The following is a 13,085-nucleotide window of genomic DNA, read 5'->3' on the forward strand; positions in this document are numbered from 1 at the left end:
AAACCCAGCCCCGCCGGCGCTTGAGGCGCCCGGGCGCAGCCCGGGGCCGGAAGCGACGGCGCCGCAGGCGACCAACTCAACCGCCCGGCCAGGGCAACGGCCGGTGCTTGAGGCGCCCCGCAGCAGCCGAGCTGCAAACCAAACCCGGCCCCGCAGGGGCAGCCCGAACCCCGTCAACCGCCCGGCCAGGGCCTAGGCGGCGCGCAAGGCAGCGGCCGTGTCCTCGGTCAGGGGGCCGCCGTGGCCGAAGCAGGCTATCGACGGGTTCAGGGCGGCCAGCCGACGGAAGGAGGCCTCGGCTTCGGCGCGGTCCACGTTGAAGACGCCCAGCATCACCTGGCCCACCCCCGCCACGCAGTCCCCGGTGAACAGCACCCCGTGCTCCGGCAGGTGGATGCCGATGCTGCCCGCCGTGTGGCCCGGGGCGTGGACCACCACCGCCCCGTCGCCGAAGGGGAGTACGTCCCCGTCCTCCAGCTCCCGGTCCACCCGGGTCGGCGGTGCCTCCGGGGCCGTCAGGCCGTGCGCGTACAGCGGGAGTTCCCAGTCCAGCAGCACCGGCTCGGGGACCGGCTGCTCGCCCCGGATCACCGGAGCGTCCAGGCGGTGCGCCAGCACCTCCGCCCCCCAGCGGGCGGCGAGTTCGCCGGCCGCGCCGACGTGGTCGCGGTGGCAGTGGGTCAGTACGATCCGCTCCAGCCGCTGCGGTCGCAGCCCGAGCGAGCGGATCGCGTCCTCGATGGCCGGCGCCGACCCCGCGTACCCGGCGTCGACCAGGGTCAGGGCCTCGCCGTCGCGCCACAGGTACGCCTGGCCGATCGGGAACCGGAGCATGTGGAGCCGGTGGGGGATTACCTCGACAAGATCGATTTCGGTCATGGATCCGACCGTAGACCGCAGACCCCCGCTCCCGGCGCTCGGTTCACCGGGAGCGGAGTTCGCCCGTGGCGCAGACCTCAGACGGCCTTGGACGCCGCGTAGTTGACGAGGAACAGGGCCTCCGCGACCGAGAGGCGTTCGAGTTCCTCGGGGGAGACGCTCTCGTTCACCGCGTGGATCTGTGCTTCCGGCTCGCTCAGACCGATCAGCAGCATCTCCGCCTCCGGGTACAGCGAGGTCAGCGAGTTGCACAGCGGGATCGAGCCGCCCATGCCGCTGATCTGCATCTCCTGGCCCGGGTAGGCCGCCTCCAGCGCCGCCGCCATCGAGGCGTACGCCGGGCTGTCCGTGTCCGCCTGGAAGGGCTGGCCCTGGCCGACGATCTCGAGTTCGAGGCGTGCGTTCCACGGGGTGTGCGCCACCATGTGCGCCTCCAGCAGCTTGATCGCCTCGCGGGTGTCCACGCCCGGCGGCACCCGCAGGCTGATCAGTGCGCCCGCGCTCGCGTGCACCGACGGGGTCGCGCCGACCACCGGCGGGCAGTCGATGCCCAGGACGGTGACGGCCGGGCGGGCCCACAGCCGGTCCGCGATCGTGCCGTGGCCGATGAGGTCCACGCCGTCCAGTACCTTCGCGTCGGCGCGGAAGTCCGCCTCCGGGTACTGGAGGCCCTCCCACACCGCGTCCGAGGCGAGGCCGTCGACCGTGGTCGTACCGTCCGCCGCCCGCAGCGAGTCCAGCACCTTGATGAGCGCGGCCAGCGCGTCGGGGGCCACGCCGCCGAACATGCCCGAGTGCAGGTTCCCGCCCAGGGTGTCGATCTTGACCTTGAGCAGCGCCATTCCGCGCAGGGTGGCCGTCACGGTCGGCAGGCCGAGCCGGAAATTGCCCGCGTCGCCGATGACGATGGTGTCGGCGGCCAGCAGCTCCGGGTGCGCCTCGGCGTACTGCTGGAGGCCGCCGGTGCCCTGCTCCTCGGAGCCCTCGACGATCACCTTCACGCTCACCGGCACACCGCCGTTGGACTTCAGCGCGCGCAGCGCCAGCAGGTGCATGATGAAGCCGCCCTTGCAGTCCGCCGCGCCGCGCCCGTACCAGCGGCCGTCGCGCTCGGTCAGCTCGAAGGCGGGGGAGATCCAGGCGGCGTCGTCCAGCGGCGGCTGTACGTCGTAGTGCGCGTAGAGGAGAACGGTCGGGGCGCCCTCGGGACCGGGCAGGAAGCCGTACACCGACTGCGTGCCGTCGGGGGTGTCGAGCAGCGCCACGTCCTGGAAGCCCTCGACGCGCAGGGCGTCGGCCACCCAGTTGGCCGCGGCCTCGCTCTCGCTCTTGGGGAACTGCGCCCAGTCCGCCACCGACTGGAAGGCCACCAGCTCGGTCAGCTCCGCCTTGGCGCGGGGCATCAGTGAGGCGATGGTCTCGGCGATCGGATTCTGGGACATGGGCACGCTCCTCTTGGGTGCGACGTTGTTCTGTGTGTACGCCGCCCGCATACGCGGGGTGTGCGTACGCCGGGTACGGCGAAAGACAGTCCCGATCCTCGCACAGCGGGCCGAGGCGATCTCTCACCGTAGGATTCCTCCGGCATCCGAGCAACAGCGTGATCAGGAGCAGCAGCACATCGTGAGCAGCGACGACGACGTACACGGGGCAAACGCAGAGCAGTCCGACGCCGAGGGGACGGTAGAGGAGAACGCCGGGGGGACCGGCGAGGTGTGGGACGTCATCGTGGTCGGGGCCGGGCCGGCCGGCGCCTCGGCGGCGCATGCGGCCGCGGCCGGGGGGCGCAGCGTCCTGCTGCTGGAGAAGGCCGAGCTGCCCCGGTACAAGACCTGCGGCGGCGGCATCATCGGCCCCTCGCGCGACGCCCTGCCGCCGGGGTTCGTGCTGCCCTTCAAGGACCGCATCAACGCGGTCACCTTCTCCATGAACGGGCGGCTGACCCGGACCCGCAGGTCCCGGGGGATGCTGTTCGGACTCATCAACCGGGCGGAGTTCGACGCGGCCCTGGTCGCGGAGGCCGAGAAGGCCGGCGCGACGGTCCGTACGGGTACGGCGGTGGCCCGTGTCGAGCAGCACGGGGCGGCCGTGCCCGACCGGCGGACGGTGGCCGTGGTCCTCGCGGACGGCGAGACCGTGCTGGCCCGGGCCGTGGTCGGTGCGGACGGCAGCGCCAGCCGGATCGGGGCGCACGTCGGGGTGGAGATGGACCAGGTCGACCTGGGCCTGGAGGCGGAGATCCCCGTCCCCGAGACCGTGGCCGCCGACTGGAAGGGGCGGGTGCTCATCGACTGGGGCCCCCTGCCCGGCAGTTACGGCTGGGTCTTCCCCAAGGGCGACACCCTCACCGTCGGGGTCATCTCGGCGAAGGGCGAGGGCGCCGCGACCAAGCGCTATCTGGACGACTTCATCGGCCGGCTGGGCCTGGCCGGTTTCGAGCCGTCCGTCTCCTCCGGGCACCTGACCCGCTGCCGCAAGCCCGACTCGCCGCTCTCGCGGGGCCGGGTGCTGGTGGCGGGCGACGCGGCCGGACTGCTGGAGCCGTGGACCCGTGAGGGCATCTCCTTCGCGCTGCGCTCGGGGCGGCTCGCGGGGGAGTGGGCCGTCAAGATCTCCGAGGCGCAGGACGCGGTGGACGCGCGGCGCCAGGCCCTGAACTACGCCTTCGCCGTCAAGGCCGGGCTGGGCGTGGAGATGGGCGTCGGCAAGCGGATGCTGACCCTCTTCGAGGCCAGGCCGGGGCTGCTGCACGCCGCCATCACGGGCCTGCGCCCGGCGTGGCTGGCCTTCGCCCGGATCACGCGCGGTTCGACGACCCTGGCCGACCTGGTCCGTCAGTTCCCGCTGGCCCGTAAGGCGCTGCACGCGCTGGACGGCCGTCAGGCGCGCAAGGGCAGCGCCTAGGCGTATTGATCAGAGGACGGCGCCGGGCCCCTGCCGGGCCCGGCGCCGTCCGGCCGCCGTTCCTACGGGTGGTGCCGCTGGATGCGGGCGGTCAGGAGGTTGGGGTCGTCCGCGGTGTAGAAGGCGGCGCTGGGCACGTGGACCCTGCCGTGGCGCAACGCCACGGAGGTGGGGTTGGACAGTCCGTCGTGCCGCGTCAGCAGGATGCCTTGCGTGCCGTCGGGCCGTACCACGGCGAGGTCGCTGCTGGTGTTCAGCGCGGCGAGGACGGTGTCGCCGTGGACGAACGCGAAGTCGTCGATCCCGGCGAGCCCGGTGGCCCGGACGGTGGTCGGGCCCGCGGTGCCGTCCTTGCGGACGGGGATCCGCAGCAGGGTGGCCCGGTCGTGGTTGGACACCCAGACGGCGCCGTCGTGGACCTTGATGCCGTTCGCGCCGATGAACCCGGTCGGCGCCGGAGCGGGCCGCAGTTCGGCGCCCGTGGCCCAGGCGGTGACCGCGGCGTCGTCCAGCGAGATGCGCCAGACGGTGCCGAGCACCGAGTCGGCGGCGTAGAGCACGCCGTGGTCCTCGTCGAGCGCGAGCCCGTTGGCGAAGCCGGCCGGCGGCAGGGCCGCGAACCGGGTCGTGTGGCCGTCCGGAGTGATCCGCCAGACGCCGGTCAGGCCGGCGGTTCCGGTGAGGTAGTTGACGTACAGCACGCCGTCGTGGGTACGTACGATCCCGGACACGACCGCGGCGCCGACGAGCGGGGTGGCCGGGTTGGCCACGGGAGGCAGGGTGGCGAGGATCTCCGTGTCGCCGTGCGGGCTGACCCGGGCGACCTGCCGGGCGAAGGCGAAGGTCAGGTCGGCGGAGCCGTCGGGCTCCAGGGCGATGTTCTCGGGGGTCTGACCGGCGGCGAAGTCGAAGTGCGCGACGATGCGGGGGTGCGTCAGCGCCAGGGGCGGCTGCGAGGAAGACTGCGGAGGCGGCTCGGCGGCGGCCGTGGGAGCGCCGGGGGCGGTGGCGAGTACGGCGAGGGCGAGGACTGGGGCTACGGCGCCGGTGGCCGCAACGCGACGCGGCAGGCGGAGCTTGCGGGGCACGGGGCTCTCCTTCTCGACCGGGCACGGGATGCCAGGGCGTGATGAAGGACCAGCCAAACATGACGGGGTGTCAGGGTAGTCGCATAGCGCGGCGCCGACTCCGCGGATCGCCCGCACGGTCGAAGGCCGGACTGCGCTTCGTCCGGTCCGCTGCGCCGGCCGCTGCGCGCTGTCGCCGTCCGTGCCGGTCACTGTCCCTGCCGCTGTCCGTGCCGGCCGCTGCCCGTGCCGGCCGCCGCGCGCTGCCGCTGCCCAGCCGGTCGCTGCCCAGCTGGCCGCTGTCCGTGCCGGTCGCCGCCCAGCCGGTCGCCGCCCAGCCGGTCGTTGCCCAGTCGGCCGCTGTCCGTGCCGGCCGCCGCCCGTGCCGGCTGCTGCGCGCGCTGCCGCCGCCCAGTCGGCCACCGCCCGCGCCGGCCGTCGCCCGCGCCGACGCTGCGGTGTCCACCCCGTTTGCCGCGCCGGCCGTTGCAGCGGTTGCGGGCCCGCCCTTGTTGCTGCGGCCGCGCCGGACGCTCCCGCCGGAGCCGGAGCCGGAGCCGGAGCCGGAGCCGGAGCCGGAGCCGGAGCCGGAGCCAGGGCCGGAGCCAGGGCCGGAGCCAGGGCCGGAGCCAGGGCCGGAGCCAGGGCCGGAGCCAGGGCGGGAGCGGGGGCCGGAGCGGGAGCGGGGGTCGGAGCCGTCATCCGGCGACGGTGATGCGGAAGACCGGGTGGTCCGCGGCCGCCGCCTGGAGTTCGGCGTCCGAGGACTTGGCGGTCACGCCCTGGAAGAACCGGTTGACCTCCCAGCCCCACTTCTCCAGGTAGGCGCGCAGGATGGCGGCCTGCCGCACCGGGTCGGTGATCTCGGTGACGGTGAAGGTGCGTACCTTGCGGCCCACCCGCAGCTCCCCGCCGCCCGCGGCGCGCATGTTGCGGACCCACTGGGAGTGGCCGCGGGCGGAGACCAGGTACTGCTCGCCTTCGTACGTGTGCGGGTTGACCGGGATCCGCTGCATCTGGCCGGACTTGCGGCCGCGGACCGACAGCTCGGCGGTGCCGGCGAGGCTGATGCCGAGGCGGGCGAGCTTGCCGAGGAGGGCGTTGAAGCGCACGCCGAGGGGGCTGGCCTTGAGGTAGTACGGGGCGGGCGCGTTCATGATGGCCTCCGGGACCCATTGGGAGAGCACTGCTCTCGCTTGAGATCAGTGTGCACGGATGCGCTGGCCAAAGCAAGAGCAGTGCTCTCTAAATAGATCGCCGGTCTCGTTTCTGGGCACTGCTCCAGATGCATGGCACACTGATCCGCATGAGTACCGTGCGCGGGGCCCGGGAGCGGGCCCGCATCGAGGTCACCAACGCCATCAAGGACGAGGCGCGCCGCATGCTCGCGGCCGAGGGCGCCGCCAAACTCTCCCTGCGCGCCGTCGCCCGCGAGCTGGGCATGGTGTCCTCCGCCCTCTACCGCTACTTCCCCAGCCGCGACGAGCTGCTCACCGCGCTCATCGTCGACGCGTACGACAGCGTGGGCGCCGCCGCCGAAGAGGCCGAGGCCGCCGCCCGCACCGCCGGCGCCCCGCCCCGCGCGCGCTGGATCGCCGTCTGCGAGGCCGTCCGCGCCTGGGCCCTGGCGCACCCCCACGAGTACGCCCTGATCTACGGGTCCCCGGTCCCCGGCTACAGCGCCCCCCTCGACACCGTCGGCCCCGCCTCCCGCGTCGGCAACACCTTCATCGGCATCGTCCGCGCCGCCTACGAGGGTCGTGGCCTGGCCCTGCCGCCGCTGCCCGACTCCCTGCGCCCCGAGGCCGCCCGGATGACCGCGGACTTCGCCGAGGGCCTGCCCCCCGAGGTCACCGCCGCGCTGGTCGCCGCCTGGGCGCAGCTCGTCGGGCTGGTCTCCTTCGAGCTGTTCGGGCAGTTCAACCGGGTCGTCGAGGACCGTGCCGCCTTCTTCGGCCATGCGGCCGGCCAGCTGGCGCACGGGGTCGGACTGCCCGCCGTATGACGAAATGACGAAGGCCGGCAGCGGGCGGTGTCCGGGAACAAGGCTGCCGCCGACCGGGCCTGACGCGGATTCACATGATGAGGTGATGGATCGTTTTTCTGTTCCTCACACCAAAGCGGGTGGTTCGGCCTTCACGCAACCGCCGCCCGTCTAGTGTTCGTCGGGTCGCCCCCCGCCCCGCACCTGCCGCCGCCGGAGGAACAGCCATGGCCCGCCCCCGCGCCGTCCAGGCCCTGTACGCCGTTCTGGTCACCGTCTTACTCGCCGCCCCGGCGCCTGCCGTGACCGCTTCGGCGGACAGCGCGACGCAGGCCCCGGCGGCCCGCAAACCCGCACCCGCCCCCAGCACACCGCCCACCCCCCGGATACCCGGCGTGCGCGGCCTCGAGATCGGGGTTCCCGCGTACGTATGGGCCGACGACCGGATGCTGGCCGACCTCACCGCCACCGGCCCGGCGGCCTCCGTGGTCGTCCTCAACCCCGGAAACGGCGACTCCCGCTTCGACACCCCCTGGCAGGACCGCGCCGACGCCCTGCGCGGGGGCACCACCTCCACCGGTGAGCGGACCAAGGTGCTCGGCTACGTCCACACCGACCACGGCAAGCGCGACGTCGCCGCCGTCAAGGCCTCCGTGGACAACTACCTCAAGACCCGCGACGGCCGACTGCACGTGGACGGCATCTTCTTCGACGTGGTCAGCCGCGACTGCGGCCCCGCCAACGCCACCCGTGACCACTACGCCGAGCTCCGCCGCTACGTCCAGGAGACGATGAACGCCGTCGACCCGGCCGCGCCCGACCTCGTCGTCAACAACCCCGGCACCGCCATCGCCGACTGCTACCTGGAGCCCGGCCACCGCACCGCCGACGTCTTCGTCACCTACGAGGACACCTACGCCGCGTACACCGCCGGAGGCTGGCTCGGCGGCAACGTCTTCAACGAGCTCAGCGGCTACCGCGCCGGCACCGAGTTCGACCCGAGCGGCACCGCCTTCTGGCACCTGGTCCACGACGTCCCGGACGCCACCGCCATGCGCACCGCCCTGCGCACCGCCTTCGAACGCGGCGCCGGCTACGCCTACGCCACCAGCGCCGCCATGCCCAACCCGTGGAACGCGGGCCCCACTTGGCAGTACCGCAGCCAGACCACCTACGCGGCCACGCTGGGCTGAGGCGCGGCCCGGCCCGCGCGCCATTGGACTTTCGGCAGTGCCGCAGGCCGGGCCGGGTTCCGTAGGGTCGCCAGGGTGAGATCAACGATCGTGAAGTTCCCGGCCCGCGCGCCGGTGCTCTCCGCCCTGACGTCAGCCGTTCCGCCCGCCGTTCCGTCCGCCGTCCTGTCCGCCCTGCTCTGCGCGGGGGTGCTGGCCGCCGCCGGCGCGAGCGCGTGGAGCGGGTGGTGGGTGCTGCCGGAGGCGGCCTGCGCGTTCCTCGCGGGCGGACGGCCCGGGCGGGCGCGGTACGTGGCCCTGGCATCGGTCGCGGTGCTGGCGGCCGCGGTGGTGGCGGTGGCCCTGGTGCCGGAGTGGTTCATGTGGGCCAGCCGGTTCGTGGGGCTGGTGGTCGCGGCGATGGTCCCCTGGTTCGCGGGCCGGTTCCTGCGCCAGTCCCGCACGCTGGTCCGGGCCGGCTGGGACCGGGCCGCACGGCTGGAGCGGGAGCAGCGGCTCGTCGCCGAACAGGCCCGGCTGCGCGAACGGACCAGGATCGCCCAGGACATGCACGACCTCCTGGGCCATGAGCTCAGCCTGATCGCCCTGTCGGCGGGAGCGCTGAAGCTGGCCCCCGGCCTGCCGGACCCGCACCGGGCCGCCGCCCAGGAGATACGGGCCCGGGCGGGCGCGGCCGTGGACCGCCTCGGCGAGGTGATCGGCCTGCTGCGCGAGGATCCGGGACTCCCGCCGGACGAGGCCGGAGCCGGGGACCTCGAAGCGCTCGTCGCCCGGGCAGCTGCGGCGGGGCTCGACGTCCGGCTGCGGCTGGAGGGCGATCCGCCGCCCGGCGGGGCGCCGCCGGTCGTGGAGCGGGCCGTGCTGCGGGTGGTCCAGGAGGCCCTGACGAACGTCGCCAAGCACGACCCCGACGCCCGCGCGGCCGTGGTGGTGCGGCACACGGAGGGGTGGACGGAGGTCCGCGTCACGAACGGCCCGGCGGCCGGGCGGCCGAACGTCCCCGCCGGGACCGGGCCGCTCCCGCCCGGGCAGGGCCACCGGTTCGGGCTGATCGGCCTCGACGAGCGGGTCCGGCACGCGGGCGGCACCTTCGAGGCCGGTCCCGCCGGCGCCGGCTTCGCCGTCCGGGCCGCCCTCCCGCACCGCCCCGACAGCGCCACCCCGCGGCAGGCCGCCGGCCCCGGCGCGCGGGGCGACGCACGGGCCGCCGATGCACGGGCCGCCGACGTACGGGCTGACACAAGGGCCGCCGACGTACGGGACGGCGTACGAGACGGCGCACGGGACGGCGTTCGGGCCGGAGTACGGGACGCCGTACGGGCCGACGCACGGGACGGCGTACGGGCCGACGCACGGGACGGCGTACGGGCCGACGCACGGGTCGACGTACGGGCCGGTGTACGCAAGGCGGTCGGGGCCGCCGTGCGTGACGCCGTACGCGCCGACCCGCTGCCTCCCGAGCACCGGCGGGCCCGCCGTCGGCTCGGCCGGACCGCGGCCGCCGCCGTTCTGGTCCCGCTGCTCACCGCGGCGGCCCTCATCGGCGGCGTGCGGGTCTGGGACACCCTGACCGCCCGCCAGTCGGTGCTCGACCCGCAGGACTACGCCCGGCTGCGCCCCGGGCAGCAGTCCCGCGCCGAGGTGGCCCCGCAGCTGCCGCGGCGGCAGACGGCCCGCCGCCCGGCCGAGCCGGCTGCCAGGCCAGAACCCCCCGGCTCCGCATGCGAGTTCTACGTACAGACCGCGGACCCCTTCGACGACCGGTCGGGGGACGTCTACCGCCTCTGCTTCCGGGCCGGGCAACTGGTCTCCGCCGACACCTTCACCGGAAAGGACCTGCCGTGATCAGGATCCTCATCGCCGACGACGAACCCATGATCCGCGCGGGCGTCCGGGCCGTCCTCGCCACCGACCCCGGACTCACCGTCGTCGCCGAAGCCGCCGACGGCCACCAGGCGGTGGAGCTGGCGCGCCGGCACCGCCCGCAGGTGGTGGTGCTCGACATCCGCATGCCGGGGTCGGGCGGCATCGAAGCCGCCGCCGAGATCCGCAGGACCGTGCCCGGTACGGGTGTGGTCATGCTGACCACCTTCGGCGAGGACGAGTACATCCTGCGGGCCCTGTCCGAGGGAGCCGCCGGCTTCCTCGTCAAGTCCGGCGAGCCCGAGGAGCTCATCGCCGGGATCCGGGCCGTGGCCGACGGCGCCGCCTACCTGTCACCCAAGATCACGGCCCGGGTGGTCGCCCACCTCGCGGCCGGCGGCGCGGGAATCCGGGCCGGGCGCCGGGCCGAGGCCCGCGCCCGGGTCGAGGCGCTCACCGCGCGCGAACGCGACGTACTGGCCTTCCTCGGAGGCGGGCACTCCAACGGGCAGATCGCGCGCCGCCTGCGGCTGGCCGAGGGGACGGTGAAGGCCCACGTCAGCTCGATCCTGGCGCGTCTGGGCGTGGACAACCGGGCGGCCGCGGCGGTGGTCGCCCACGAGGCCGGCGTCACCCCGGAACCGGCGGTCGAGCAGCGCTGACGCCGCGCGCACGGCGGCGGGGCGCAGGAGCAGCACCGCCGCCACCGTCCCGGCGGCGCCGAGGGCCGCACCCGCGAGGACATCGTGCGGGTAGTGCACCCCCACCAGTACGCGGAGCAGCGCGGCCGCCCCCGCCACCGGCAGCGTCAGGCCCGCCAGCCTGGGCCGCACCAGCACCACACCCGCCGCGAGCGCGGCCGCGAGGGTGGCGTGGTTGCTGGGGAACGACCAGTCGCCCGCTCCGGGGCAGGGCGCGAGGGTGAGGGCTCCGGACAGCGCCCGGCACGGCCGCTCCTCGTCCAGGACGAGTTTCAGCGCCTCGCTGAGCGCATACGCGGCCACGACCCCCGCGGCCACGAGCGCCGCCCCGGCCAGGGTGCGCGGGTCGCGCCGGCGCACGCCGCCCCAGGCCACCCAGGCCAGCAGGGCGGCCAGCAGGAGCAACGTGCCCTCGCTCGCCGCCTCCAGGGCGCTCCCCGCCCAAGACGGCCACCCCGCCACAGCCCGGGTCAGCGTCCCGTAGGCCGCCGCCGACCAGCCGCCGGTGACGTGCACCGGCTCGGCCGTCCCCACTCCGCCGCCGGGCGCCAGCCAGAGCACCGCCCCCGCACCCGCCCCGGCCGTCGCGCCCACCGCCGACAGCCGCCGACCCCGTCCGTACCGCATGTCCGTTTCCATGCCGCCGAACGTACGGACGACGGCAGGCCCGGCACCCGGGCCGAACGGCACCCCGCACCCCCGACGTTCGTCGGGGTTGACGAAGCCGCGCGGCCGCCTCAGCGCTCGTCGTTCTCCGGGCGGCGGGGCAAGCGCCACAGCAGCTGCGTGACCCTGAGCAGGAACGCCACCGCGGCCAGGATCCCGCCCGTCACCGCCAGGACGCGGTGCGCGGCGGGGGAGAGGCCGAAGAGCGCGGCGGGCGCGAACACCGCCGCGAAGACGAGCCCGGCCGCGAGGCACGCGCTGACGAAGGCGTAGCTGATCTCGATGGTGACCGCGTCCCGGTCGGCCTGAGTCCGTCGCTCCATGCCGCCAGTCTCACCGCTCCTGGCGGACCGTCACAAGGAGCCCGCCGGGCGGCTGTTCGTCAGATCCGGCCCTTCTCCGTCCACAGCCGCGCCAGGGACTGGTCCCCGACGACCCCGGGCCCGGCCAGCGGCAGGCGGTTCCACAGCGCCGCGTACAGCCAGGAGGCGTCGCCGGTCAGCTCGCAGTCCGCCGGGCCGCCCCCGTCGCCCCGCACCGTACGGGCCGGCTCCGGCGACAGGTGTACGGTCCACACCGCGCCGGTGTCCGTGGCCCGGATCCGCAGCACCTTCGGCTCTTCCGTACGCACCCGGCTGCGCGCCCGCGCGTGGAAACCGGTCAGCAGCTCGTCCACCCCGTCCTCCCCGAACCCGGGCGTCACCGGTGCCGGGGCGATCCCCTGGGCAGCCTGCGCGTCGAACCGGTGCACGGCCGTCTCGTGCGCCTGCCGCCGGGCCCAGAACGCCAGCGGTGTGGGCGGAGCCGTCGGAAGGAACGTCCAGCACTGCACATCGGCCGGGGCCTCGGTCAGGGTCCGGACCAGCGCCGCGTGCCCCTCCCGGAACCAGGTCAGCAGCTCCGGGCCGGCCAGCACCGGCGGCTCCGGGAACGGCGCCGGCTCGACCACCGCGCCCGCGACGAAACCGGCCGCCCAGCGGTGCACCGAACCCGTGTGCTCCAGCAGGTCGGCCACCCGCCACTGCGGGCAGGTGGGCACCAGGGCTTCCGTCCCGGCCTGTTCGGCGGCGTCGGCCAGCAGTTCGCCCTCGCGGGCGAGGATCTCCACGTGCTCAACGATCTTCATAGGCGCGAGTCTGACAGCGACCACCGACAATGGGGACATGGACGGGGAACTCTTTCCGCGCGAGCGGGCCGAGATCGCACCCGGCGCCGTGCACCTGCCCGGCTGGCTGGCGCCGGAGCGACAGCGGGAGCTGCTCGCGGACTGCCGGGAGTGGGCGCGCCCGCCCGCCGGACTGCGCACCGTACGCACGCCCGGCGGCGGCACGATGACCGCCCGGCAGGTGTGCCTGGGGCTGCACTGGTATCCGTACGGCTACGCGCGCACCGCCGTCGACGGCGACGGGGCGCCCGTCAAGCCGATGCCGCACGGACTCGCGGAGCTGGGGCGCGAAGCGGTGGCCGCCGCGTACGGGGCGCGGCAGGCGGCCGGGTACGACGAGGCGTACGACATCGCGCTGATCAACTTCTATGACGGGGACTCCCGGATGGGCATGCACCGGGATGCCGAGGAGCGGTCCGCGGCGCCCGTCGTCTCGCTCAGCCTGGGTGATGCCTGCCTCTTCCGCTTCGGGAACACGGCCTCGCGCGGCCGTCCGTACCGGGACGTCGAGCTGCGCAGCGGGGATCTGTTCGTCTTCGGAGGTCCGAGCCGACTGGCCTACCACGGAGTGCCGAAAGTCCTGCCCGGCACCGCACCGCCCGGGCTGGGCCTGACCGGGCGGCTGAACATCACACTGCGGGTCGGCGGCCTCGACCGGTGAGC

At 74.7% G+C, this 13,085-nt stretch carries 12 protein-coding genes and 1 pseudogene; 6 read left to right on the plus strand and 7 right to left on the minus strand.

The genetic code is table 11. The features are described from left to right. Positions 1-192: 192 nt before the first annotated feature. A complete protein-coding gene (locus tag ACZ4TG_RS17390) occupies positions 193-870 on the minus strand; it encodes an MBL fold metallo-hydrolase (protein ID WP_468164143.1) in 678 nt (225 codons plus the stop codon). Between the two features lie 86 nt (positions 871-956). After that, positions 957-2,321, minus strand: a complete 1,365-nt coding sequence (locus ACZ4TG_RS17395; protein WP_468163489.1) for a M20/M25/M40 family metallo-hydrolase — start codon at positions 2,319-2,321, stop codon at positions 957-959. A 271-nt stretch (positions 2,322-2,592) separates the two neighbouring features. On the opposite strand from ACZ4TG_RS17395, the gene ACZ4TG_RS17400 reads away from it, so the two are divergent. Beyond that, positions 2,593-3,783 (plus strand): geranylgeranyl reductase family protein, encoded by a 1,191-nt coding sequence (locus ACZ4TG_RS17400; RefSeq protein WP_468164145.1) that lies wholly within the window; start codon positions 2,593-2,595, stop codon positions 3,781-3,783. Between the two features lie 62 nt (positions 3,784-3,845). Here ACZ4TG_RS17400 and ACZ4TG_RS17405 read toward each other — a convergent pair whose 3' ends face one another. Continuing rightward, positions 3,846-4,871 (minus strand): NHL repeat-containing protein, encoded by a 1,026-nt coding sequence (locus ACZ4TG_RS17405; protein ID WP_468163491.1) that lies wholly within the window; start codon positions 4,869-4,871, stop codon positions 3,846-3,848. Between the two features lie 677 nt (positions 4,872-5,548). Then, positions 5,549-6,007 (minus strand): nitroreductase/quinone reductase family protein, encoded by a 459-nt coding sequence (locus ACZ4TG_RS17410; protein WP_468163493.1) that lies wholly within the window; start codon positions 6,005-6,007, stop codon positions 5,549-5,551. 149 nt (positions 6,008-6,156) lie between these two features. Here ACZ4TG_RS17410 and ACZ4TG_RS17415 point away from each other — a divergent pair, with 149 nt between their 5' ends. From ACZ4TG_RS17415 to ACZ4TG_RS17430, 4 genes are all read left to right on the plus strand, one after another. After that, positions 6,157-6,855, plus strand: coding sequence for a TetR/AcrR family transcriptional regulator (locus ACZ4TG_RS17415; RefSeq protein WP_468163495.1), 699 nt, complete (start codon positions 6,157-6,159; stop codon positions 6,853-6,855). 206 nt (positions 6,856-7,061) lie between these two features. Continuing rightward, the gene (locus ACZ4TG_RS17420) at positions 7,062-8,027 is read left to right on the plus strand and encodes a spherulation-specific family 4 protein (protein WP_468163497.1); all 966 of its coding nucleotides are present in this window, start codon (positions 7,062-7,064) and stop codon (positions 8,025-8,027) included. A gap of 75 nt (positions 8,028-8,102) precedes the next feature. After that, positions 8,103-9,872: a sensor histidine kinase gene (locus tag ACZ4TG_RS17425; protein WP_468163499.1), complete on the plus strand. Its 1,770-nt coding sequence runs from the start codon at positions 8,103-8,105 to the stop codon at positions 9,870-9,872. Continuing rightward, entirely contained in the window at positions 9,869-10,552 is a 684-nt protein-coding gene (locus ACZ4TG_RS17430) for a response regulator (protein WP_468163501.1), read from the plus strand. The genes ACZ4TG_RS17425 and ACZ4TG_RS17430 overlap by 4 nt, the downstream gene beginning before the upstream one ends. A 42-nt stretch (positions 10,553-10,594) precedes the next feature. Here the strand turns inward: ACZ4TG_RS17430 and ACZ4TG_RS17435 are convergent. The 3 genes and pseudogenes from ACZ4TG_RS17435 to ACZ4TG_RS17445 all read right to left on the minus strand — a co-directional run. Further along, positions 10,595-11,230, minus strand: a pseudogene (locus ACZ4TG_RS17435) (phosphatase PAP2 family protein); the annotation flags it as partial. Positions 11,231-11,328: 98 nt separating this feature from the next. Beyond that, entirely contained in the window at positions 11,329-11,580 is a 252-nt protein-coding gene (locus ACZ4TG_RS17440) for a DUF6332 family protein (protein WP_468163503.1), read from the minus strand. 59 nt (positions 11,581-11,639) lie between these two features. Further along, complete coding sequence (locus ACZ4TG_RS17445) at positions 11,640-12,383, minus strand: maleylpyruvate isomerase family mycothiol-dependent enzyme (protein WP_468163505.1); 744 nt, start codon at positions 12,381-12,383, stop codon at positions 11,640-11,642. A 37-nt stretch (positions 12,384-12,420) separates the two neighbouring features. Between ACZ4TG_RS17445 and ACZ4TG_RS17450 the strand changes: the two genes are divergently transcribed. After that, positions 12,421-13,083 carry an alpha-ketoglutarate-dependent dioxygenase AlkB family protein gene (locus tag ACZ4TG_RS17450; RefSeq protein ID WP_468163507.1) on the plus strand — a complete coding sequence of 221 codons (663 nt, stop codon included), beginning with the start codon at positions 12,421-12,423 and terminating at the stop codon, positions 13,081-13,083. Positions 13,084-13,085 lie beyond the last annotated feature (2 nt).

Source organism: Streptomyces sp. NPDC028314 (assembly GCF_055565795.1).